General features: G+C 43.6%; 10 protein-coding genes and 3 pseudogenes. 7 read left to right on the top strand and 6 right to left on the bottom strand.

What is annotated here, in order from left to right:
• Positions 1 to 3 precede the first annotated feature (3 nt).
• Complete coding sequence (locus D0A34_20030; protein ID UNU20854.1) at positions 4 to 1,788, top strand: glycosyltransferase; 1,785 nt, start codon at positions 4 to 6, stop codon at positions 1,786 to 1,788.
• 61 nt (positions 1,789 to 1,849) lie between these two features.
• On the opposite strand, the pseudogene D0A34_20025 reads toward D0A34_20030, so the two are convergent.
• The 4 genes and pseudogenes from D0A34_20025 to D0A34_20010 all read right to left on the bottom strand — a co-directional run bounded on the left by D0A34_20025 (position 1,850) and on the right by D0A34_20010 (position 4,704).
• Positions 1,850 to 1,939 (bottom strand): annotated as a pseudogene (locus D0A34_20025) (HNH endonuclease).
• Positions 1,940 to 1,941: 2 nt separating this feature from the next.
• A pseudogene (locus D0A34_20020) lies at positions 1,942 to 2,214 on the bottom strand (hypothetical protein).
• A gap of 47 nt (positions 2,215 to 2,261) precedes the next feature.
• Positions 2,262 to 2,867, bottom strand: a complete 606-nt coding sequence (locus D0A34_20015) for a DUF3318 domain-containing protein (GenBank protein UNU22387.1) — start codon at positions 2,865 to 2,867, stop codon at positions 2,262 to 2,264.
• A gap of 262 nt (positions 2,868 to 3,129) precedes the next feature.
• Entirely contained in the window at positions 3,130 to 4,704 is a 1,575-nt protein-coding gene (locus tag D0A34_20010) for a nucleoside:proton symporter (GenBank protein UNU20853.1), read from the bottom strand.
• A 220-nt stretch (positions 4,705 to 4,924) separates the two neighbouring features.
• Between D0A34_20010 and D0A34_20005 the strand changes: the two genes are divergently transcribed.
• Positions 4,925 to 5,215: a hypothetical protein gene (locus D0A34_20005; GenBank protein ID UNU20852.1), complete on the top strand. Its 291-nt coding sequence runs from the start codon at positions 4,925 to 4,927 to the stop codon at positions 5,213 to 5,215.
• A gap of 105 nt (positions 5,216 to 5,320) precedes the next feature.
• On the opposite strand, the gene D0A34_20000 is transcribed toward D0A34_20005, so the two are convergent.
• Entirely contained in the window at positions 5,321 to 5,515 is a 195-nt protein-coding gene (locus D0A34_20000; GenBank protein UNU20851.1) for a hypothetical protein, read from the bottom strand.
• A 557-nt stretch (positions 5,516 to 6,072) separates the two neighbouring features.
• Here D0A34_20000 and D0A34_19995 point away from each other — a divergent pair.
• Positions 6,073 to 10,971, top strand: a complete 4,899-nt coding sequence (locus D0A34_19995; protein UNU20850.1) for a CHAT domain-containing protein — start codon at positions 6,073 to 6,075, stop codon at positions 10,969 to 10,971.
• Positions 10,972 to 11,301: 330 nt separating this feature from the next.
• On the opposite strand, the gene D0A34_19990 is transcribed toward D0A34_19995, so the two are convergent.
• Positions 11,302 to 11,544 (bottom strand): hypothetical protein, encoded by a 243-nt coding sequence (locus tag D0A34_19990; GenBank protein UNU20849.1) that lies wholly within the window; start codon positions 11,542 to 11,544, stop codon positions 11,302 to 11,304.
• 278 nt (positions 11,545 to 11,822) lie between these two features.
• On the opposite strand from D0A34_19990, the gene D0A34_19985 reads away from it, so the two are divergent.
• The 4 genes and pseudogenes from D0A34_19985 to D0A34_19970 all read left to right on the top strand — a co-directional run bounded on the left by D0A34_19985 (position 11,823) and on the right by D0A34_19970 (position 26,400).
• Positions 11,823 to 17,162, top strand: coding sequence for a GAF domain-containing protein (locus D0A34_19985; protein ID UNU20848.1), 5,340 nt, complete (start codon positions 11,823 to 11,825; stop codon positions 17,160 to 17,162).
• 428 nt (positions 17,163 to 17,590) lie between these two features.
• Positions 17,591 to 22,939: a GAF domain-containing protein gene (locus tag D0A34_19980; protein ID UNU20847.1), complete on the top strand. Its 5,349-nt coding sequence runs from the start codon at positions 17,591 to 17,593 to the stop codon at positions 22,937 to 22,939.
• A gap of 43 nt (positions 22,940 to 22,982) precedes the next feature.
• Positions 22,983 to 24,515 carry a hybrid sensor histidine kinase/response regulator gene (locus tag D0A34_19975; GenBank protein ID UNU20846.1) on the top strand — a complete coding sequence of 511 codons (1,533 nt, stop codon included), beginning with the start codon at positions 22,983 to 22,985 and terminating at the stop codon, positions 24,513 to 24,515.
• A gap of 741 nt (positions 24,516 to 25,256) precedes the next feature.
• Positions 25,257 to 26,400 (top strand): annotated as a pseudogene (locus tag D0A34_19970) (IS4 family transposase).
• The last annotated feature ends 19 nt before the right edge of the window (positions 26,401 to 26,419 follow it).

Genomic DNA, 26,419 nt, shown 5'->3' with positions numbered 1-26,419 from the left:
TTAATGATTAAGAACAAACAACTGTTGTTGCTATTTCTGTGGACGGCGATCGCGTTTATTTTGCGCTTTGCCAATTTGGACTCGAAACCGCTGTGGACAGACGAGTTTTCCACTCTAGTGTTTAGTTTGGGCAACAGTTTTCGAGGGGTGCCGATCGATCGCGCGATCGATCTTTCTACATTATTACAACCGCTACAATTGCGCCCCGATGCTGACACCGCCGACGTGCTCCGCAATTTGCTGCTAGAAAGCAATCATCCACCAGTGTATTTTATGCTCGCCCACTGGTGGATGCGACTGTTTGGGCCGACCGAGGATAGTTTAGTTTGGATTGGGCGAGCTCTTCCTGCATTATTGGGCGTGATTTCAGTTCCAGCTATCTACTTTGTGGGCAAATTTGCTTTTAGTTCTCGTTTAGTCGGTCAATGTGCGGCCGCGATGATGGCAGTTTCTCCCTACGGCATTTATCTCGCTCAAGAAGCTCGCCATTACACTTTAGGAATCTTATTAGTTATTGCCTCTCTTTTTTGTCTAGTCTTAGCCGCAAAAAAGCTGCAACAGCGCGCTCCCCTGCCTATTTGGGCGGTGCTGCTTTGGGTAGTTGTTAACTGTTTGGGAATTGCCATTCACTACTTTTTTACACTGGCTTTGTGTGCCGAAGCAATAGCATTAAGTGCTGTAATCTGGCAGGAGGTTAAGGAAAATTTGCCAAGGTCAAACAGCCAGAAGCCTAATATTTTGCCATTTCAAATTCTGTGGCGGCTTTTCGCAGTAGCGATGGGGACTTTAGCAGGCGGTTTAGTTTGGCTGCCAGTATTTTTTTCCAATAAATACGGCAGCGAACTAACTAATTGGATTGTCAGCGGCGATCGCACATTTTTAAATTGGATCGCGCCGATTTTTCAAGCTTTAGCGGGATGGATCACTGTCATGTCTCTGCTGCCCGTGGAATCACCAAATTTGGCAGTAGTAGTTGCATCGGCGATCGCAATGACAATATTTTTTATATTGGTGCTTCCCATCCTGTTTAGCGCTTTTAAAAATTCCTTAACAACGCCCGATACTCGTTTAGGTACTGTTATTTTCTGCGGATTTGTGCTAGGAGCAATTTTCCTATTTTTCAGCTTTGCATATATTCTAGGGATTGACCTAACTCGCGGGGCTCGATACAATTTCGTCTACTTTCCGGGGGTGATATTGCTTTTAGGAGCAACCTTGGCGGTTATTTTTAACACACCTACAGTAAAAACTCAATGGTTTAATTTACGGGCGATCGAAGTTCCGGGCAAAAAAGCAGTGGTGCTAATTTTAGCAATGGGTTTTTTTAGCGGTGTCACAGTAAATTCCAATCTCGGCTATCGCAAATATTACAAACCAGACCTTTTAATTCCGATTATCCGCGAATTATCGAAAGTTCCCGTGTTAATTGCCACTACTCAAAAGACTCATGTAGAAATAGGAGAGTTGATGGGGGTAGGGTGGGAATGGGAAAGAAGTTCGGCAACGGATTTTGTAGCGGATGTAACGGATGTAACGGATGTTAGGAAGAAAGAAGAAGTTAAAGCCTTTGATTCTCCGCTGTTTCTTTTGGCTAATCACAGAAGGGATGGGCCGGAAATAGCGGCAGGGACACTTGACAAAACACTCAGTCAATTAGAACGCCCGCTTGATTTGTGGTTGGTTAATTTTCGCGTACCTGTCAATCTAGAAGCACAAAAATGTCAGGTTGAATCGCGCGAGTTGCCTGCGGTGGATGGGTATGAATATCAAGTTTATCATTGTTCCTGAGTTGGCGAGCGCCCGCAGCTAAGGTTCGCTCGAATAAGGAGATCGATCGATAAATTTATGACTCGGAGGCATGACAATATTCGCACAGACCTTTTGCTCTCTGACGAACTTGATTTTGGATATTTTCAGGGATTTGACGGCGAGCTGACATTTCTACACAGTAGGCTGAATCTGCCCCAACAAAATATTGCGGACAGTCCGATTGACAAAACTCAGGTAATCGTCGATTTCTTCGTAAAGATTGAGTTCTTGTTCTTCCTCAGGATTGAGGGGCAAAGTTTATTGTTTGTCCAACAGTTCTTGGATGCGATTTTTGACAGCAGTGGAGGCTTTAAAAATTGGTAGACCTTCCACTAATTCAATTCGGACAGCTCCTTCTATAGGTAGAAGATAGCGCGGGTTTTCCAGTTGGGGCAGGATTAGCATAGTTGTGGATTTTATGAGTTTCCATCTTGATTATATCTAGGTTTTTTTCAATCTTTCCTAATACTATCGGGCACGCCCACCGCAGAAATACCCGATATCGCTCTTAAATTCTGACACCGAATCAACTCATTAAAATCCAAACTGCGCTTTTCTATCTGCGCCACAGCCTCGATCGCCCCAAGCAAATGTCCGGCCGCTTCCGCTTCGTTGTAGCCACGCCTTCCCGCTACTCTAATCGCCCCCTCGTCAGCATCTAACTCTACTTGGGAACTGCGGTTGTCGCGCCAAATTCGAGTCATGGCGAGTCCTGTCAAACCGCCCGCGATCGCAGTGCCGATCGCATCTCCCTGCAACAATTCTACAACAGTTCCGACAATTCCCGCCAGAGCCGCACCTTGATAGATATCCGGTTTAAACCACTTAACATTGCACAGAAAAGTTACATTCCGCAATAGCAGTAAATCCCGCTGCGGCTTAGATAGCAGCCGCCACAAATCAAAATTAATATAAATCGGGCGAGATTGATTCCAAGGCAAAGGAAAATCGCAGTCAATTATCGTTGATTGTTGTGGCTTATTAATAATTTTACACATCATGCGACCGGAAGCAGGCATCACATCTAACAGGCGGCGAATTTCTGGATCGGGATTCATAATTTTTGGGGGAATTAGTAATTGGTAATTGCATCTAGATAAAAAAACAATCATATTGGTCAGGGCCTGGTAGAGGCGGGTTTTACCGACAATAATTGCCTAAAACCTACAATCTCGTAAACGCGCCCCCACCCAAGAGCTGATGCGATCAAAATCAAAGTTGATGTAGGTTATTGGTTCTGTGGGGGCGGGTTTCTGTAGAGTTTTGACGGGAGTTAAATATTGTTCGTAAAACCCGCCCCTACAAGTCCCTAAAAGATAATTAAGGGTTTTTCTTGGATTCGGGAGAGGGAGATTTTTGAGCTTTCGGAGCCGCTTTTTCGGCGTTGGGCGAAGGCTTCGGACTGGCAATTGCTGGGGCAACTGACGGCTTTGAATTCGCGGCTGGGGAGGATAGCGGTTTCGGAGAATCAGGGGCTGTTAGCGGTGCAGCAGGGGCTGTTTTAGCGCCTAAAATGCTGGCGTCTCCGGTGTCGAAGGTGCCGGCGATGCAAGCGATCATCATTGTCGCTAAAGTGCCGACAAATAATGCTTTCCAACCGAGTTCGGAAATGTCTTTGCGGCGGGATGGAATTAGGGCGATCGTACCGCCGACAAATATGCCGACGGAGGCTAAGTGGGCAAAGCCAGAAAGGGCGTAACTGACAATTAAAACTGTACGATCGCTCACCAGTCCTTTTGCCCCCGCTTCTGCTAAACTTTGATAGGGGGGAATGGCTGTTTCTAACAACCTGCGACCGATAATTACTGACGCTGGCCAAGAGTCCTCTAAGGGAACTCCTGTTAATAGCGTCAGGGGATAAAATAAGACTCCCATAATGTTGGCTAAGGTGACAACTTTGAACAAGTCACCAATTGGACTTGGCAAAATTGCCAGCCAGCCAAAGAATTGATTGATTAAGGAAACTAAGCCTAAGATTAAAATCAAAACAGCGGCAATGGCTACCGCCATTTTTACACCGTCCAAGGCGCCAACAATTGCTGCATCCAAAGGGCTGACTCGTTCGATGGGTTCTCCCCCAACAGTCTCTTGTTTGAATTCTTCACCCTCCCTTTCGGAAATTTCTTCGCCCACAAATTCGCGGCCTTTAGGCTTCGGCTCTTCCTTGGGAATGCCGCCCATTGTCAGGGGTACGCCTGTTTCCGGTACTAAGATTTTGGAGAGGACAAAACAAGCGGGAATGGCGATAATTGAGGCTGAAACTAAATGCCCTAAAATATTTGGAAAAACTGGCTTTAGAAAACTAACGTAAATTGCTAAAGTTGAAGAAGCTGCCGTCCCAAAACAGCAAGAGAGGATTGCACAAATTTCCGAACGAGTCATTTTTGGCAAATAAGGCTTGACGACAATGGCCGCTTCAATTCCTACGAAAATATTAGCAGCGCCGCTGAGGGCTTCCGCGCCACTCAACCGCATTGTCCTATAAAAGATTTTGGCAAAAAAATCGGTGATAATTTGAATCACGCCGATGTTGTATAGCAAGGCCATGAGGCCAGAAAAAAAGATGACTGTCGGTAAAGCTCTAAAGGCAAAAATATATCCTAAATTAACTGCCGGATCTTTACCAGGTATCGGTACAACATTGCTCCCGAATACAAATCTCGCTCCAGCGTCAGCAGCGGTGAATACTCCATCCAGTAAGCCAGTAAACCATTCTAAAGCGATGCGAGTTGGGGGGAACAGGAATACTAAAAATCCTAAGACTAATTGCAAGCCAATGCCCCAGATGATGACGCGCCATGGAATATACTGAACTTTGCGATTTTCTGAAAAAACCCAGGCGATCGCACACAGGCCAAAGATGCCCAGAAACGAGATAAGATTGTAGATAGACATGAGGCTAGTCCTTGAAATAGTTGAGAATGCCGATCGACGGTTTGCACCACATCAGTTATACTATTCATCTGACGGCAAATGCTAAAAAAAATAACGGGCAGATGAATTACGCACTCAACAGCGTACTGATGTCATTGCTTAGGTCATTCCGAACTCTGCGGATCTTTACCAACCCTTGATTTGCCGTAATTACCAGCAGTTTAGATAGAAACTCTAACACATGGAAGCTTTTGCTCCACATCCTCCTGAATGGACTGCGACGGCGGTTCACGCTAATGAGTTTTGCTGTCCCAAGTGCGGCGCTAGCTGCACGGATGCCGCTGAGGTCTGGATTAATCGCCGATCGCCAGTATACACCGAGTTCAACCGCCGCAAGTGGCAAGAATTTTATCGCTGCCAGTGCGATGGCGTGTGGTGGGCCTGGAGTAACGATAGGCCTCCTTCTGAACTTGTGCGTCGTGATCAGAGTTCGGATGACGACCCGGATGACGGCCCGGATGATGATTTTTAGAACGGTGACAGAATTTTCGATTTTCGATTTTCGATTTTATTTAAAATTAGGCTAAGGTGCGCCGAGGCGCACCCTACATTTAGATATGTTAGCGCCAGTTATCAACTAATTCATCACGTCAAGTATTCCCTTGACTACGCCTTCCATGACTCTTTCAATTAAGCTCAATTCATTTTCACCGATCGACTCATTTAAGAGCATTGACTGAATTCGCTGTCTGTCATCGCGAGTCAGTTCGCCTGACGAAAATATCCGCTCTACTATGTGTTCAGTTAGAAATGGGAAAGCTGGAGTTTGCATGGTTGGTCTCTAAAAGCATCAATATTTTGTTTTTAACTTTATTAGAGGAACCAGTTATGGTGTGGGTTGTTGCTGTCCCACCCAATTAGTGCTCCCATCATAGGACTCTGGGGGGATTTTGTCAATACACTGGCGACAGATAAATACAAAATTTCCCTTAGATTTCCGACATTCTGGCAACGGGTGGTTTTGGAGTGCGATCGACCTCCGGGGGTGGCGGTGTTCGATCGACCTTTTTAAGTTTATTGGCACTTTGGCGGAACATTACAGCTCAAAAAAAATCAAAACGAGAAGAGATTAGAATTGGTAATGGAGAATTGGTAATCGGGAATTGGTAATTGGTAATGGGAAAGTGGCTTTTCCTTGTTTCCTGGGACTAATGACTAATGACTAAGTAGGTGGTTACAAATAAACATTACATGGGAGGGTGGGTGAGTGCAGCAATAAACTGCTTACAAGTAAAGATACTGGCTCCACCCGCCAAGATATTATTGCTTTTTTGTGCGGATCTACTTAATGACTAATGAATAATGACTAATGACTAATGGCTTCCTCCAATGACCTATTTTCGTTCTGCTCTAATTTTGACATTAGGTTTTGGGCTGCTACCGCTAGCAGTGCGATCACAACCTGTAGTTCCTGCTACTGACGGCACGAATACTGTTGTTAAGTCCGAGCAAAATCGCATAGACATTAGCGGCGGGCAACTCTCAGGAAACGGGGCAAATCTTTTTCACAGCTTCAGCCAATTTAATCTCAGCGAAGGTCAAATAGCTAATTTTCTAACTAATCCAAATATTCAAAATATTTTAGGCCGGATTTCCGGCGACAATGTTTCCGTAATTAACGGTCTGATTTCTGTAAGCGGTGGCAACTCGAATTTATTCTTAATGAATCCTGCCGGAATTGTCTTCGGTCAAAATGCTAGATTAAACGTGCCGGGGTCGTTTTTGGCGACAACTGCTACAGGTATTGGTTTCGGCGATCGCTGGTTCAATTCGGCAGGAATTAATAATTACAAAGCTTTACTGGGGAATCCCAATCAATTTAATTTTAATAATTCACAAGTGGGTGCAATTGTCAATGCGGGGAACTTGGCAGTTGGCAGCGGGCAAAGTTTAACTTTGCTCGGTGGCACCGTTATTAATACAGGACAATTATCCGCTCCCAACGGTCAAATTACTGTGGCTGCTGTTCAGGGAGAAAATGCAGTCCGTATCAGTCAAGTTGGCAATTTATTAAGTTTAGAAATTACTCCGTCTTTGCAGTCAGAAAACTCGGCGATCGCCCCGGTTTCTTTGCCTCAGTTGCTAACGGGTCCGGGCGTAGCGTCAGCCACAGGTTTAACGACTAACGAACAAGGTCAATTGGTACTGACTGGCGGCCAAACAGTGTCGGCAGTTCCGGGAAGTGCGATCGTCTCGGGTTCTTTAAATGTATTTGCTCCTTCTGGGAATGCTGGCGGCACAGTCAATATTTTAGGGGAAAAAGTTGGACTCTTTGGCGCAAATATCAATGCTTCCGGGACTGACGGCGGAGGTACTGTGCGCGTCGGAGGCGGTTTCCGGGGGATCGAACCAGTGCCGAACGCACTGGTAACTTATGTTAGTCCTGATTCTACGATCGCAGCCAACGCGATCGACCGTGGCAATGGCGGCACTGCGGTAATTTGGTCAGACAATACTACTCGCTTCTTCGGCAATATTAGTGCTCGCGGGGGCATCGCCACAGGTAACGGCGGAAAAGTAGAAGTTTCGGGCAAAAATGCTTTAACTTTCCAAGGACAGGTCGATACCCGCGCGACTAACGGTGCGATCGGCAATTTGTTCCTCGATCCGGCAAATATTACGATCGTCAGCGGTAACGGCGACACCAGCCCGCCATCAAGCGGTGGCGGACTCGAAGTGGCACCAGAACCGAATGAAACATCGATCTCAGAAGTGCAGTTGGAACAGATGGCGGCCGGCAGCAACGTAGTTCTAGAAACCCCCGGCTACATCACCCTCCAAGACTTGCCCGATAACCAACTTTCCCTGCAAGCGATAACGGGAGACAGCGTAACATTTAGATCCGGCGGAGTGTTTTTTGTCAATGATCCCAAGGATTTAATTGAGACTCAAGGTGGCAACATCAACATTTTCGCCAGCAGCATCTCTCTGGGCGGACTTAATGCTAACGGTGGCAATATCGCTCTCACTGCTAACGGCATTGACTTGAGGGGCGGCAGCAATTCTGTCAGCAGTGCGGGGGGAACAATTCGCTTGCAACCCAACGACAGCCGAGCAATTCGGATCGGTGGCATCGGCGATATTTTGGGCATTTTAGATTTGACGGCAACGGATCTCGGCGCTTTGGCGGGGGGTTTTAGTTCGATCGCGATCGGGCGCGAAAACGGTAGCAGCTCGTCGATCGCGATCGTCGCACCCATTACCTTCAACAGCCCGCTGACACTTCAAGGCAGCTCGATCGCGATCAATAATCCCCTGAGTACAAGTGGCAGCGCTAGCTTGACTCTCGACGCGCCTCAAACTGATCTCAACGCCAACATTGCGACATCCGGTGGCGATCTCACTTTTACAGGAAACGCATCCCTCAATGCTGACGTGGCTTTGAGTACGGAAGTTACCGGCAACATTCTGTTCTCCGGTAGCGTAGACGGATCTCGCGCCCTGAGACTAGACGCTCAGCGAGTGCTGTTCGGCGCTACAGTCGGTCAAGCTGCACCGCTTGCTAGTTTGACTGTCAACGCCGGTAGTACCCAGGTTTCGGGCAATATTGCGACATCTGGCGACATGACTTTCAATAGTAACGTCACAGTCGATCGCAGTGCCGCCCTAACCGCCACTACGGGCAATATTGCTTTTGCCAATACCCTCGACAGCATCCCGGGCCGCGCAAATAATTTGACGCTGCGGGCTGGCGGCAACATTACTTTTGACGGCCTAGTCGGTCAAACTCAGAGGTTTGGCCGACTCTCGGCTGATGCTGCTAACGTGACGGCTGCTTCCACAATTACAGCCCGCAGTTTGAGCCTTAACGCGCGAGATTCTGTTATTTTCGGGGGGGACAGCACGGCCGCTTTGGGAGCCGAGATCAAGGCAGCAAATGTCCTTCTAGAGGGTAATTTAAGGACGGATGGCGGCAGCGTGAATCTGCAAGGAAGCGGCGAGGTTCGGACTGGTAATATTACCTCGAATGGTGGGAGGATTCGGGTTGAGGGGAATACTGTTGCTGCGGGTGCGATCGACTCGTCATCGGCGGGCACAGGAGGCGCGATCGCTCTCCAAAGCAATGCTGGCCCTTTAACTACCGGAACTTTGAACGCTTCGGGGGCGATCGGCGGAAATATTGCTGTCACCTCTTCATCGGGCATTTCGGCTCTGGATCTTAACTCCAGCAGCACTTCAAACGGCAACGGCGGAGGCGTTTCCCTGAGCGCGACTGATAACATTCAGTTGGGCTTTATCAATGCTCAAGGTGGCACTGGTGGCACTGGTGGCAGCGTTAATGTGACAACACTCGGTTTGTTTCGCTCGAACAATGTTTTCAACGATATATCGGGCAATTCTTCGAGTATTTCTACTGCCGGAGGTGCGGGGGCGGGGGCAGTCGCAATTGGCCACGGAGGCGGTATCGATCGACCGTTTGTAGTTGGCGGCGCGATCGACAATGGAACCCTGGGAAGTATTAATGCTGGCGCGGGAAACGCCATTTTGCCCACTTTTTCTTTTGGACAAACTTACACCCAAGGAAGTTTACCAAATCAGATTTCCCTGGTTACGCCGGGCCCGCCCTCTGCTCGGGCACCAATTCCCGCACCAATTCCCGCACCAATTCCCGTACCAATTCCCGCACCAATTCCCGCACCAATTCCCGCACCAATTCCCGCACCAATTCCCGCACCGCCTGTAGTGCCAGTAGTCCCCGTAAATCCTGATCCTGCGCTGTCATTTCCTGCATCTATGCAAGTAGAATTGCGCTCGCCAACTCGATATAAAACTCCCCAAATTAGCCCGGATATTTTCGCTCCTTCTCGCAGATTAGATGCGGCAGGTTCGGGAGTTTTAGCATTTGAGCAAACCTTTACTCGCGAGTACGAAAAATATCTAGACTTGCCCGCAAGAACGCCGATTAGTAATATGTCGGTAATTTACGAAGCTCTTCGCAAAAATGAACAAACTACTGGGATAAAATCTGCCATTATTTATATGAATTGGGTCAGCCGAGCGGATGCAGGCGCCACCAAAGAAAATGATTCTGTACTGGTGGCAAGTCAGGATTTATCTAATGTATTGCCTGTGAGAACAAACCTGGCATCCCAGCCCCCTCATCCCTTAGAAAATAAGTTGACCCAGAGGTTGCAGCCGGATGGCAAAGAAGTTTCCGATGTTCCTAACGGCGAGCATTTAGAATTAGTGTTAGTAACAGCTAACGCTCAACCCCAGCGCGTTTTAATTCCGGCGACAACGCGCTGGCAGGTGTTGCAACTAGCTGACGCCCTGCAAAGCGAAATAACTAATCCCCGAAAAAGAAGCAGCATTAGTTATTTGGATACGGCGCAAAAACTTTATCAGTGGTTAATTGCGCCAGTTGCCGCAGAATTGACAGCTTTAAAGATTGACAATTTAATTATAATTCCGGCAGCAGGTTTGCGGAGCGTGCCGTTTGCGGCCCTTCACGACGGCAAAGGCTTTTTAGTTGAGAAATACAGCCTTAGCGTGATGCCGAGTCTGAGTTTAACTGATATCGGCTACGACAATATTGCGGATGATGAAATTTTGGCGATGGGGGCGTCGGTATTTGAAGATAAAGCGCCATTACCGGCGGTACCGGTGGAGTTAGAGTCGATCGCGCCGCCCGATCGCGGAAAATCATTTTTGAATCAAGATTTTACTCTCGGAAATTTGCAAGCTCAGCGGGCAAATCGGCCTTTTGGCATCATTCACTTAGCAACTCACAGCGAATTCCAGCCCGGGGAACCGAAAAATTCTTACATTCAGTTGTGGGATACTAAATTGCGTATCGATCAAATGCGGCAGTTGCGATGGAATGAACCGCCAGTGAATCTGTTAGTTTTAAGCGCGTGCAGTACCGCTTTGGGCGATGCAGAGGCGGAGTTAGGGTTTGCGGGTTTGGCGGTAGCTAGCGGTGCTAAATCGGCTTTGGCGAGTTTGTGGGAAGTCAGCGATGAGGGGACTTTGGGGCTGATGACTGAGTTTTATCGGCAGTTGCGGGCCCCCAGACGCGGTGGTAATTTGATGATTAAAGCGGAGGCTTTGCGACGCGCGCAATTGGAGATGCTGCAGGGGCGTGTGCGGATTCAAGACGGGATGCTGCGAGTCGAAGGGCTTTCTATGAGTCTAACTTTGCCTCCGGAAATTGCGGCGCGGGGCGATCGAGTGCTTTTGCATCCTTATTATTGGGCCGCCTTTACAATGATTGGCAATCCTTGGTAATGGAGATGTTGAAGGAAGAAGGAAAAAGAGGCGTTGCTTAATCAAGGTATCAATAGTGCAGTAACTGGAACATCCTGAAATTTTAGGTAATTTATTTAGGACTTATATCGTTTCCGATGCAACCGGAAACGCTATCAAATGTCTCGGAACGATGATATCCTAATACCCATTCTAAAATTCCTGAACCAAAGTGGTCAACGGCTGTCCACGGCCAGATTTGGTGTGTTTTTTTTACATAAGTCTGTAATTCATCGAGTTCACCGACTTCTGAAATGACCTCGGGGTGATAAGCATCGGATCGGAGTTTTCCCACAAGTCTTACCCAAGTTATTAGGGTGATGTGATGAACTCCCTTGATTCGTTAATAGTGCGAAAATTCCTACCATTGACATACATTTTTATACCTTCGGGTTTCACCGTCTCACTGTAACCAGGCGTGGGATTCATAATCAGCGATAAATTGACAACCAGATTTGACACAAATGTGCTTCTGTTTTCCTTTTTTATTACGGTTTTTACGGCTGTGGGTTGATTTTCACTGGCTTTCATTGCATGGTGATTCCACCTATTCATACTATAATTATGCAACGCCCCAATCTCCTAGGAAGCTCAAGGGCGATCGCACTTCACTCTGTTTTGCCGGATTTTGCAGGAAGCTGTGGAGCGCTCAGACTCCCAACCTAAATATTTATTTGTAGTTTTTTGAAGAAATGTAAAAATTAATATTTTTTTAGTTAAAATTTAAATTTTGCTTAAAGTGCAGGCTAGTCTTTATATTAGAGGGTACATTTACTTACCAATTTAAAGTTGCTAAAAAAAACGTGTATTAATTATTAAAAGAGGCTGCAAGGATGATTAACTTAGCTGGCTACGAGATTACAAACCAAATTCATGAAAGTAACAATTCTTTAGTTTACCGAGGACTGAGAAAGCAAGACAACCAACGGGTAATTCTCAAATTTCTCAAGCAAGATTATCCGATGCCAGCTTCGTTAGTCAGATACAAGCAGGAATACGAAATTACACGCAATCTTAACCTAGAAACTGTACCGCAAACCTACAGCTTAGAAAGATATCAAAACACTTTAGTTATTATTTTCAAGGATGGTGGTGGAAAATCATTAAAGCTGTGGTTGGCTTCTCACAAACTTACCTTAGAAGAGTTTTTGGCAACCGGTATTAAAATAACCACGGCGTTAGGCGACCTTCATCAACATAAAATAATTCATAAAGATATCAACCCTAGCAATATTATTATTAACTCGACAACAGGGCTAGTCCAAATCATAGATTTTGGCATCTCTACTGTTTTAAGTTGTGAGAATCCTACCCTAAAAAATCCTAATGTTTTAGAAGGCACTCTTAGCTATATATCGCCGGAACAAACAGGCCGAATGAACCGAGCGATCGACTACCGCACCGATTTTTACTCATTAGGAGTCACTTTTTACGAACTGCTAACGGGGCAACTGCCATGCGATTACAACGATGCAATGGAATTAGTTCACTGTCATATTGCTAAACAAGCAGTGTCGCCCCATGAGATTAATCCAGAAATTCCTAAAGCGGTTTCTGATATTGTAGTAAAACTCTTAGAAAAGACGGCCGAAAAAAGATACCAGAGTGCTTGGGGAATTATTGCCGATTTAGAAGAATGTCTGGAACAACTACAGGCTAAAGGAACGATTGTAGATTTTGCGATCGCCCAAAAAGATATTACAGATAAGTTTCAAATTCCCCAAAAACTTTATGGTAGAGAACGCGAAATAGAAACCTTATTAGCAGCCTTCCAGCGCGTCAGCAAGGGCCCAACAGAAATTATGTTAGTGTCGGGTTACTCTGGCATTGGCAAATCCGCCTTAGTGCAAGAAGTTTATAAACCTATTACAAAGGCAAACGGTTATTTTATTGCCGGAAAATTCGATCAATTTCAACGCAATGTTCCTTATGCGGGTGTTGTCAAAGCTTTTGGGTCATTAGTCAAGCAACTATTAACTGAGAGCGAAACGCAACTCACCACTTGGAAAGAAAAACTTTTAGCGGCGTTTGGTGATAACGGTCAAATCATTATAGATGTCATTCCCGACGTAGAACTCATTGTTGGCAAACAGCCACCCGTCCAAGAGTTAGGTGCTACGGAAGCGCAAAATCGTTTTAATTTAGTATTTCAAAAATTTATCCGGGTGTTTTGTTGTGTCGAGCATCCCTTAGTCATTTTTCTAGACGATTTGCAATGGGCTGACTCCGCTACTTTGAAACTGCTGCAAGTAATGATGGCAGATGAGGAAACAAAATACTTATTTCTAATGGGTGCTTATCGAGATAACGAAGTTAGCCCCACGCATCCCTTAATCATGACTCTGGAGGCGCTGCAAAATCAAGGCGCGACTATTAACCACATTACCTTAACTCCCTTAGATATCGAACATATTACTAACTTGATAGCTGATACTGTGCGTAGGGATAGAGGCTCAGTCATCCTCTTAGCTGAGCTAGTCGTCGGTAAAACTCAAGGCAATCCTTTTTTTGTCAATCAGTTTCTCAGAACTCTCTATGAAGAAAACCTCCTGAATTTCAATTTACAGCAAAGAAACTGGGATTGGAATATTTCAGAGATTGAAGCCGTAGGGATTACCGATAACGTCGTTGAGTTGATGGTGGGTAAATTGAGAAAAATGCCAGATTCAACTCAGCAGGCTTTACGGTTAGCCGCTTGTGTGGGCAATAGTTTTGACTTAAATACTCTCTCGATAGTCAATGAAAAATCTACCGCCGAAACGTTTCAAGAGCTATTGCCAGCCATTCAGGATGGATTAATTTTAGCTACTTCTGAATTAGGCACGACAGAAGAAGAAATTGTTAAGTCTCATCTAATTATTACTGCTTATAAGTTTTTGCACGATCGCGTGCAACAAGCAGCGTATACTCTGATTGAGGAAAGTTCTAAAAAAACAGTTCACTTGCAAATTGGTCGCTTGCTGTGGCAAAACACCTCGTCAGAGATGCGATCGGAAGAAATATTTGCGATCGTCGATCATTTGAATCTAGGAATTGAACTGGTTAGCGACGAATCCGAACGAAATGAAATCGCGAAACTCAATTTAATCGCAGGCCAAAAAGCCAAAGCAGCAACGGCTTATGCTGCGGCTACCGAATATTTGCAAGCAGGGTTGCGACTTTTAGCCAAAGATAGCTGGACTCATCATTACGAACTGACATTAGCGCTGCATGAGGAAGCAGCAGAGGCAGCTTTTTTAAGAGGTGATTTTGAAGGAATGCAGAGATTTGTTGAGAGAGTGCAGCAACAAGCTAAAACGCTACTGGACAAAGTGAAAGTTTATGAAGTCCAGATCCAAGCTTATGCCTCTCAAAACCAGCCACTAGAAGCAGTTAATACGGCGCTAGAAGTCTTAAAGCTATTGGGAGTAGAATTTCCAGACAAAGTTAACCCCTCGGATATTGGGATAGCGCTAGAGGAAACTGCTGCAATCTGGAGTGGTAAGGAACCTTCAGACTTAATCAATTTACCTATAATGACAGACCGCCATAAACTGGCAGCTTTGCGGCTTTTATCGCGTATATTTGCTTCTGTCTACATTGCTGCACCAGAACTCATACCTTTAGTGGCGTGCCAACAAGTCATTTTATCAGTTCAATACGGTAATGCTCCTGTGTCTACTTTGGCTTATGCCAACTACGCTCTACTTTTGTGTGGACTTGTCGGAGATATTGAGCGTGGCTATCAGTTCGGGCAATTAGCATTAAATCTCGTCTCAAAATTGAATGCCAAAGAATTTGAAGCTAAAGCGCTTTTTATGGTTAATACTTTTATCCGACATTGGAAAGAACCTCTCAGAAATAGTTTAGAATCTTTGCAGTTAACTTTCTCTAGCGCCTTGGAGACAGGAGATTTAGAGTATGCAGGCTATAGTGTCCCGATATACAATTTGCACGCCTATCTGGTTGGCCAACCCCTTGTTCAACTCGAACAAGAGATGGCAATTTATACAGATGCTATCCTAAAAATTAAGCATGAAGCAGGGCTTCAGTATCACAAAGCTCAATGGCAAGCGGTTTTAACGATGATGGGGAAGGCTGAAAACCCCTGTCTGGTAAAGGGTGAAGTCTATGATGAAGAGGAAATGCTACCGGTTCACCACCGAACAAAAGACCAGGTAGCGCTTCAGCATCTATATCTTCATAAAATCATCCTTTGTTATTGGTTTGAAGATTATTCCCAAGCCCTTGAAAACATTACTCAAATAACGAATTGTTTGGGTGCTGGGGGAGTAATCCATACCGTTCTCGTCCCCTTTTATGATTCTTTAACCCGGCTAGCTATATATCCTACTACTTCACAGCTTGAGCAACAAGACATTCTCGATCGCGTCCGAGATAATCAAGAAAAAATGCAGAAATGGGCGCATCATGCCCCGATGAATTTCTTGCACAAATTCTATCTAGTAGAGGCAGAACGGCATCGGGTTTTAGACGAAAAAATAGAAGCGATTGAGATGTACGACAAGGCTATTGCCCTTGCCAAAGAAAACGAGTATATCAACGAAGAAGCACTCGCTCACGAACTCGCCGCAAAATTCTACCTGTCATGGGGCAAAGAAACGATCGCCCAAGTTTATATGCAAAACGCTCATTATAGCTACCAACTCTGGGGCGCTATAGCTAAAGTTGAGGATTTAGAAGAAAAATACCCCCAATTCCTAGCTAGAATATCAGCCAAGACAACAACTCAAACAAAAGCTAACCGAAAAACAACTACCACGCCTACTACCACTAGCACTAATTTGGGAGAGACGCTAGATTTAGCCACAGTAATGAAAGCTTCTCAAGCGATTTCAGGTGAAATCGTTTTGAGTAAGTTGCTGGAAAGGTTGATGAAGATTGCGATCGAAAATGCAGGCGCCCAAAAAGGATTTTTAATTTTAGAAAAAGCGGGAAACTGGGCGATAGAGGCTGAAGGTTCGGTGAAGGGGGATGAAGTTAGCGTGTTGCGATCGCTTCCCCTGAATGCAAAAGCTGATTCTGGGGAAACGCCAAAACTCGCAAGTGCGATCGCCCACTACGTCATCCGCACCCAGGAAAACGTAGTTTTAAATAACGCCACCCAAGAGGGACAATTTACCCGCGATCCTTATATAGCAGCCACTCAACCCAAATCGATTCTCTGCACACCTCTGCTGCACTCCTGCAAACTGACAGGCATTCTTTACCTAGAAAATAACCTCACAGAAGGAGCTTTCACTACAGATAGACTAGAACTGTTAAAATTGTTATCGGCCCAAATAGCCATTTCCATTGAAAATGCCCAACTCTACAATAACTTGCAGGAGTTCAATCAAAACTTAGAGCAATTAGTCAGCGATCGCACCCACGAACTATCCAACGCCTTAGAGCACTTAAAAGCTACTCAAAGTAAGCTAGTCGAAGCCGAAAAAATGGCATCCCTGGGAGGATTAGTAGCAGGCGTCGCCCACGAAATTAATACTCCCATCGGCGTTGGCGTCACCGTTGCGTCAGCTTTAGCAGAACATACCACAGAATTTGCTTCTACTTATAACAGTGGCAAAATGAAACGCTCAGAACTCGAAGAATTTTTAGAGATAGCCACCACTAGCAGCAACACCCTTCTCACCAATCTCAATCAAGCAGCAGCATTAGTTCGGAGCTTTAAAGAAGTAGCAGTCGATCGCTCCAGCGAAGAACGGCGAACCTTCTTAGTAAGAGATTATCTCCATGAAATTTTAATCCAATTAAAACCAAAATTGAGAAATAGCAAACATTCGATCGAAATTAAAGGAGACACCAAAATAGCCCTAGATTCTTATCCAGGTGCATTATCCCAAGTTATCACAAACTTGCTGATGAACTCTCTGATTCACGCTTACGAACCGGGCGCCAGTGGAAAGCTAGCTTTTGATTGGCAACAAGAGGGAGCTCGGCTGAGATTGGAATATTCCGATGATGGTCAAGGCATTCCCCCAGAAAATTTAAGTAAAATTTTCGAGCCATTCTTTACTACAAAACGCGGCCAGGGTGGTAGCGGGTTGGGATTGCATATTGTCTACAATTTAGTTACCCAAAAACTTCTCGGTGAAATAGAATGTAAAAGTGAGCTCGGAGTAGGCACCAAATTTATTATTAAGTTACCCCTACAAATCGAGGCAAAAGTGTAGTTTCCCAAATCAGAACTTCATTAATAAAAATAGGTGAGCAGCAATGGACAAGAGTATTTACGGTTTTTCAACTAAGAATCCTCTCAAAAAATGCTATGGGCTGAAGGATTTAACTCAGATGCGGGTCTAGGCATATCTGACGATCGATCTAGTAACTATAACAAGCCGTACAAATCTCCTCTGAAGGCCAAGGGCGAGATCCCTTCACTCTGTTCTGCCTGCTTTTGGAGGAAGCTGTGGAGCGAGATCCCTCCTAACATAAATCTTTATTTATACTTTTTTTAAGAAATGTAAAAAATAATATTTTTTTATTTGAAATTTAAATTTTGATTCAAGTGCAGGCTAGTCTTTATATTAGAGGATACATCTACTTAGAAATTGATACTTGCTAAAAAAATGTGTATTTATTATTAAAATAGGCTGCAAAAATGATTAACTTAGCTGGCTACGAGATTACAAACCAAATACATGAAAGTAACAATTCTTTAGTTTACCGAGGATTGAGAAAGCAAGACAACCAACGGGTAATTCTCAAATTTCTCAAGCAAGATTATCCGATGCCAGCTTCGTTAGTCCGATACAAGCAGGAATACGAAATTACACGCAATCTTAACCTAGAAAGTGTACCTAAAACCTACAGCTTAGAAAGATACCAGAACAGTTTAGTTATTATTTTCGAGGATTCTGGTGGAAAGTCATTTAACCTGTGGTTGGCTTCTCACAAACTTACCTTAGAAGAGTTTTTGGCAACCGGTATTAAAATAACCCGAGCTTTAGGCGACCTTCATCAACATAATATTATTCATAAAGATATCAACCCGAGCAATATTATTATTAACTCGACAACAGGCCTAGTTCAAATCATAGATTTTGGCATTTCTACTGTTTTAAATCGTGAGAATCCTACCCTAAAAAATCCTAATGTTTTAGAAGGCACTCTGAGCTATATATCGCCGGAACAAACAGGCAGAATGAACCGAGCGATCGACTACCGCACGGACTTTTACTCATTAGGAGTCACTTTTTACGAACTGCTAACGGGGCAACTGCCATGCGATTATAACGATGCAATGGAATTAGTCCATTGGCATATTGCTAAACAAGCAGTACCGCCCCATGAAATCAAGGCAGAAATAGAAATTCCTAAAGCCGTTTCTGATATAGTAATGAAGCTGTTAGAAAAAACTGCTGAAAAAAGATACCAAAGTGCTTGGGGAATCATCGTAGATTTAGAAGAATGCCTGGAACAACTACAGGCTAAAGGAACGATTGTAGATTTTGCGATCGCCCAAAAAGATATTACAGATAAGTTTCAAATTCCCCAAAAACTTTATGGTAGAGAACGCGAAATAGAAACCTTATTAGCAGCCTTCCAGCGCGTCAGCAAGGGCCCAACAGAAATTATGTTAGTGTCGGGTTACTCTGGCATTGGCAAATCCGCCTTAGTGCAAGAAGTTTATAAACCTATTACAAAGGCAAACGGTTATTTTATTGCCGGAAAATTCGATCAATTTCAACGCAATGTTCCTTATGCGGGTGTTGTCAAAGCTTTTGGGTCATTAGTCAAGCAACTATTAACTGAGAGCGAAACGCAACTCACCACTTGGAAAGAAAAACTTTTAGCGGCGTTTGGTGATAACGGTCAAATCATTATAGATGTCATTCCCGACGTAGAACTCATTGTTGGCAAACAGCCACCCGTCCAAGAGTTAGGTGCTACGGAAGCGCAAAATCGTTTTAATTTAGTATTTCAAAAATTTATCCGGGTGTTTTGTTGTGTCGAGCATCCCTTAGTCATTTTTCTAGACGATTTGCAATGGGCTGACTCCGCTACTTTGAAACTGCTGCAAGTAATGATGGCAGATGAGGAAACGAAATATTTATTTCTACTTGGAGCTTATCGAGATAACGAAGTGAGCCCCACGCATCCTCTGATAATGACGCTGGATGGGTTGCAAAAGCAAGATGTTACTATTAACCAAATTACCTTAACTCCCTTAGATATCGAACATATCGCTAATTTGATTGCTGATACTGTGCGTAGAGATAGAGGAGCGGTCATACCCCTAGCTGAGTTAGTCGTTGGAAAAACTCAAGGCAATCCTTTTTTTGTCAATCAGTTTCTCAGAAGTCTCTATGAAGAAAAACTACTAAATTTCCATTTTCAGCAAAGAAGCTGGGATTGGAAAATTTCAGAAATCGAAGCAGTAGGTATTACCGATAACGTGGTTGAGTTGATGGTCGGGAAATTGAGAAAGATGCCAGGCTCAACTCAACAGATTTTACGGTTAGCCGCTTGTGTGGGCAATAGTTTTGACTTAAACACTCTGTCAATTGTTAATGAAAAATCTACCGCCGAAACTTTTAAAGAGCTAGTGTCCGCGATCCAAGATGGGTTAATTTTAGCCACTTCTGAATTAGGCACGACAGAAGAAGAAATTATTCAGTCTCATCTAATCATTACTACTTACAAGTTTTTGCACGATCGCGTGCAACAAGCAGCCTATGCTCTGATTGAGGAAAGTTCTAAAAAAACAGTTCACTTACAAATCGGTCGCCTGCTTTGGCAAAATACCTCGACAGAGAAGCGAACGGAAGACATATTTGCGATCGTCGATCATTTGAATCTAGGAATTGAAGGGGTGGCCGATCAATCCGAACGAACTGAAATTGCTAAACTCAATTTAATTGCCGGTCAAAAAGCCAAAGCAGCTACAGCCCATGAGTCTGCGCTTAAATATTTGCAAGCAGGGTTGGGACTGTTAGTAGAAGATAGCTGGACTTATCAGTATAAATTAACATTAGCGCTGCATGAGGAAGCAGCAGAGACAGCTTTTTTGAGCGGTGATTTTGAAGTAATGCTGAGATTTGTTGAGAGGGTGCAAAACTGCGCTAAAACGCTACTGGACACAGTAAAAGTGTATGAAGTCCAGATTCAAGCTTACGTGGGACAGAACAGGGTGCTAGAAGCCGTTAATACAGCGCTACAAGTTTTAAAGCTGTTAGGGGTGGAGTTTCCCCAAGAGCCGAACCCGTCAGATATTGGGCAGGCAGTAGGGGAAACTGCGACAATTTTGAACGGGAAGCGAATTGAGGATTTAATTGACTTGCCTCAAATGAGCGATCCGTATAAACTAGCAGCCATGAAACTTTTATCAAGTATCTTTGCTCCTGCATACATTGTTGCTCCTGCACTGTTGCCCTTGACGGTATGCAAACAAGTAGATTTATCCGTCCAATATGGCAATGCTTCCGTTTCTCCCTTTGCCTATGCCAATTATGGTTTTCTTCTTTGTGGAGTTTTAGGAGATATTGACTCAGGTTATCAGTTCGGTCAATTAGCTTTAAGTCTAGTCTCCAAGTTAAATGCTCAAGAAATCAAAGCCAAGACAGCCTTCATAGTAAATCTATTTATCCGACATTGCAAAGAGAATCTGAGAGAAACCTTAGAGCCTTTAGTATCAGTTTACTCTAGCGGACTGGAGACGGGAGATTTAGAATATGCAGGCTATGGTTTAATGGTGTACTCCTATTTCGCTTACTTTAGCGGCAAAGAACTGACTGTCCTTGAAAAAGAGATGGGAACTTACAGAGATGCTGCTCATAAAATCAAGCAAAAAACAGCGCTTAATTATATAGAAACCTATTGGCAGACTACCTTAAACTTGCTGGGAAAAAGTGAAAATCCCTTCCTTCTAAAGGGTGAAGCCTGCGATGAGGATCTGAAGTTGCCATTGTACGAGCAAGCAAACGACAAAGTGGGAGTTGCATACATATATTTGAATAAAATTTTACTTTGTTATTGGTTGGAAAATTACTCGGAAGCAATTGAGAATACTGCTAGAATAGAGAAGTATTTAGATGCAATGGTAGGAATGCCCGTTGTTCCTGTCTTCCATTTTTACGATTCTTTAGTAAGGTTCGCGGTGTATTATGATACTCCACAGTCAGAGCAAGAGGGTATTCTTGACAGAGTAAAAGCTAATCAAGAAAAAATGCAGAACTGGGCGCATCATGCTCCAATGAATTATCTGCACAAATTCTATCTAGTAGAGGCAGAACGGCATCGGGTTTTAGACGAAAAAATAGAAGCGATTGAGATGTACGACAAGGCTATTGCCCTTGCCAAAGAAAACGAGTATATCAACGAGGAAGCACTTGCTCACGAACTTGCTGCCAAATTCTACCTGTCATGGGGTAAAGAAACGATCGCCCAAGTTTATATGCAAAACGCTCATTATAGCTACCAAGTTTGGGGTGCTGTAGCTAAAGTCGAGCATTTAGAAGAAAAATACCCCCAATTACTAACTCGAACATCAGCCAAGACAACAACTCAAACAAAAGCTAACCGAAAAACAACTACCACGCCTACTACCACTAGCACTAATTTGGGAGAAACGCTAGATTTAGCCACAGTAATGAAAGCTTCCCAAGCAATTTCAGGTGAAATAGTTTTGAGTAAGCTACTAGAAAGATTGATGAAAATTGCCATCGAAAATGCAGGCGCCCAAAAAGGATTTTTAATTTTAGAAAAAGCAGGAAACTGGGCCATCGAGGCTGAAGGTTCCGTGAACGAGGATGAAATTAGCGTGCTGCGCTCGCATCCCCTCAATGCAGAAGCAGCTTCTGGGGAAACGCCAAAACTCGCAAGTGCGATCGCCCACTACGTCATCCGCACCCAGGAAAACGTAGTTTTAAATAACGCCACCCAAGAGGGACAATTTACCCGCGATCCTTATATAGCAGCCACTCAACCCAAATCGATTCTCTGCACACCTCTGCTGCACTCCTGCAAACTGACAGGCATTCTTTACCTAGAAAATAACCTCACAGAAGGAGCTTTCACTACAGATAGACTAGAACTGTTAAAATTGTTATCGGCCCAAATAGCCATTTCCATTGAAAATGCCCAACTCTACAATAACTTGCAGGAGTTCAATCAAAACTTAGAGCAATTAGTCAGCGATCGCACCCACGAATTATCTAACGCCTTAGATAACTTAAAAGCTACTCAAAGTAAGCTAGTGGAAGCAGAAAAAATGGCATCGCTGGGAGGATTAGTTGCAGGCGTCGCCCACGAAATTAATACTCCCATCGGCGTTGGTGTCACCGTTGCGTCAGCTTTAGCAGAACATACTACAGAATTTGCTTCTACTTATAACAGTGGCAAAATGAAACGCTCGGAACTCGAAGAATTTTTAGAGATAGCCACCACTAGCAGCAACTCTCTTCTAACTAATCTAAATCAGGCAGCAGCGTTGATTCGGAGCTTTAAAGAAGTGGCAGTCGATCGCTCTAGCGAAGAACGACGAACTTTCGGCGTCAGAAATTATCTGGATGAAATTTTAATCCAATTAAAACCAAAATTGAGAAATAGCAAACATTCGATCGAAATTAAAGGAGACACCAAGATTGCCATAGATTCTTATCCAGGTGCTTTATCCCAAGTTGTCACAAATTTACTGATGAACTCTCTGATTCACGCTTACGAACCGGGCGCTACTGGAAAGCTGGCTTTTGATTGTCAGCAAGAGGGCAATCGAGTTAGATTTGAATATTCCGATGATGGTCAAGGCATTCCCCCTGAAAATTTAAGTAAAATTTTCGAGCCATTCTTTACTACTAAACGCGGTCAGGGTGGTAGCGGGTTGGGATTGCATATTGTCTACAATTTAGTTACCCAAAAACTTCTGGGTGAAATAGAATGTAAAAGTGAGCTCGGAGTAGGCACCAAATTTATTATTAAGCTACCCCTCCAAATCGATTCACAACCCTAGTTTCCTAAATCCAAACATCAGTAACACAGAAAGGTGAGCAGCAATGGACAAGAATATTTACGGCTTTTCAAAGGAAAAATCATCTGAAGAAGTGTTATTTGCCGATGAAGTTAACTCAGATGAAGAGTTATTTTTTGCCGATGAAGTATCAGAAGATTCTCCGACCGAGAGCTGGAAAATTTTGATTGTAGATGATGAGGCTCAAGTTCACACAGCTACCGATATTGCCTTAAGAAAGTTTGTTTATGAAAATAAATCTTTAAAATTTATTAATGCTTATTCTGCTAAGGAAGCTAAAGAGTTAATTCAAGAACATCCTGATGTGGCTATCATCCTGCTTGATGTAATCATGGAAACGGATGATGCTGGCTTAGAGTTTGTGAAATATGTCCGCCAAGTGTTAGGGAATCAGTTAGTGCGAATTATTTTACGCACCGGTCAACCCGGCCAAGTCCCCGAAAAAAGTATTATTATCAATTACGATATTAATGACTATAAAACTAAAACTGAATTAACGACATCAAAGCTATATACTACAGTGCTAACAGCTTTGAGAAGTTTTTGTCTAGGTCATAAATTGCAGTCAGAAATAGAGCGGCGCGAACAAGTAGAAAAAGCACTGCGTATCAGTGAAGAAAAAGAACACCAAAAAGCTCTTGCCTTAGAGCATTTTGTCCAAGAACTGCAAGACACACAACTCCAGCTAGTTCAAAGTGAAAAAATGTCTAGTCTTGGTCAATTAGTTGCAGGTGTCGCTCATGAAATTAACAATCCGGTTAACTTTATTTACGGCAATGTCTCCTATGCCAAAGATTATATTAAAGAACTCATCTATATGTTAAATCTCTACCAACGGCATTACCCGCAACCCGAAGCAGAAATTCTCCAGGCAATAGAAGATGGAGAGTTGTCATTTATCATGGACGATTTGCCAAAGTTGCTTTCTTCCTTGCAGTTAGGCATCGACCGCATTCGTATGATTGTGCAGTCTCTACGCAATTTTTCGCGGTTGGATGAAACCGAAATCAAATCAGTAGATATCCACGAAGGGATTAATAGCAGTTTGATGATCTTACAGCACCGACTAAAAGCTAGGGCAGATCGCCCTGCTATTGATGTGATTAAAGACTATAGTCCATTGCCGCTTGTGACCTGTTATGCAGGTCAGCTTAATCAGGTGTTTATGAACCTTTTAGCGAATGCTATAGATGCTTTAGAAGAGCGGGTAAGTAGAGAAGATGGTAAAGTTTTTCAACCGCAGATTTTGATTCGTACTGAAGTCATACCGGGTAGTTCGCAGGAGAACATTAGCACGGGTTCAGGCATTCGGGTAACAATTGCCGATAATGGCGCTGGCATGACCGAGAAAGTTCGTGCTAAACTTTTCACTCCATTTTTTACTACTAAACCAATAGGAAAAGGTACAGGCATGGGATTGTCTATCAGCAAAAAAATTCTGCTAGAAAAACACTGCGGTCAATTGGATTGTATTTCTACGCCAGAGGAGGGAACGCAGTTTATTATTGAGATACCTACTATCTGTATAGTAACCAATCTTGCGCTAGCTATGACCTAGAAAATTCATCGGGCTGAATTGATCGTATAGCTGTTTTCAGTTTCATAAAAACAGGGTAAGTGCTAATTGCTAATTAATCTGAATTATGACACACTTTTTTCGCCCAGCAAGTCCACCCCTTCAAAAGTCGGGCTAGGCCTTGTGGCTAAAGCCACCTTCTTCTAACTTAATTGTGTGGGTTTCCAATATATTTTTTAACAATCTCTTCCGAGGCGTTACCCACTGTGCCCTAAAAATACAGCCTATTCCATGTATATGTAGTACACTGCATTCAGTAGATAAGCGGATCAAATAACACTTTATTCGATCGAGTTTCGTAAAAAAATAGTTAAAGCCTATGAACCCGGTGATACATCAATTAGGGGGTTGCTGAATTGTTGAGCGCGTAAATAAAAGATTAACACATCCTGATAGCTCGTTTGACAGGCAAAACTTTTTGTTATTCTAAATCAGGCAACAAGTTGCTCAGACATTCCATCCGATTATTAATTTACTCTCTAAAATTTGCTGATCTTCCAATGCCCTATCAAAATCAAAGAGATTATTTTGGTTTTATGCGATCGCCGGCGTTGCTTAGTGATACCCTAATTCAGAAACGGCTTTTTTTGTAGTAATATCATTGAGGGGATCAACCTGACGGGGTGACAACCCCGTCAAAAGTCCCACTGGTGGCGGATTTGGTCAACTTGAGCTAAAAAAAGATGGGGTCAGAATTGTTTAAGTGTCCCCATCTACATAATTATGTTTCCTCAATTTTACCAAAACCATCTAGAAAAACAACTCAAACCGGCCCAATACCATACACTCAAGTCTTTGGTATATATCTTACAAAGCCATAAACAAGTTAGCATTGAATTATTGGCTTCAATAGGCCTTACCCAATTCAATTTGAGAGTCGAAGGCGCAGCTTACAAAGATTTCTGCAATTAGACTGCCTCAAAATAGAAAGTCTGTGGTTTCCGCTGGTTAAAGAAATCTTGAAAGCTAAGTTTCAGAAATCTAAACCTTTGAAACTCGTCATCGATCGGACTCTTCGGGCGGACTCATAATGTATTTATGCTTAGCCTGGTTTTGGAAAAACGAAGTATCCCTTTATACTGGCAACTGCTAGACAAGAGAGGATGTAGTAATATTGACGAACAAAAAGCTCTAATCACTCCTGTTTTAGAGTTACTATCAGATTATGAAGTGATTGTATTGGGCGATCGGGAATTTGGTAGCGTCAAGCTCGCATCCTGGCTCTGTCAGAAACAAGTAAAGTTTATTCTGAGAGTCAAACAAGAGCGGTATATCCAAAAGGAAAGTTCAGATTACATCCGCTTGTCTGACATGGGTTTAGTGCCGGGAACCAGCTTTTATTTATCAGAGATAAAAGTTACCAAACAAAAAGGATTTGGGAACTTTGATATTGCGGGTTATTGGCGGCGCAAATATCGGGGGTGCCAGGAGGATGAAGCTTGGTATCTTTTGACGAATGTTGGGAATTTACGGCAATCGATCGAGACTTTCAAATGTCGCAGTGGAATTGAAGCGATGTTTAAAGATTGTAAAACAGGTGGTTATAATAAGCGAGAAAAGCCACGCTAATAACCAGCGATTAAGCAGTTTAATATTATTGATAGCGCTCGCCTACACTTGTGCGCTCGTACAAGGTCAAAAAATCAAGGCAATGGGAGTGCAAAAATATGTGGCTAGGTTAACTGAGTGCGGGCGCTCGATACGTCGCCATAGTAGTTTTTGGATTGGATTATATGGTCACTGTTGGGCGGTTGGAATGGAATTTTGTCAAGATATTATTAGTGAATTAATGAGAATTAGGCGTAATAAACTACCATTTTTTCAGAGGGGTATGAGAGCTATGTCCTTGATTTTATCAATGTTTTGACGGGGTTGTCACCCCGTCA

It is taken from the genome of Microcoleus vaginatus PCC 9802 (assembly GCA_022701275.1).
GTDB lineage: Bacteria > Cyanobacteriota > Cyanobacteriia > Cyanobacteriales > Microcoleaceae > Microcoleus > Microcoleus vaginatus_A.
The sequence above is the reverse complement of the archived record's forward strand: the minus strand, read 5'-3'. Positions and strand labels throughout refer to the sequence as shown.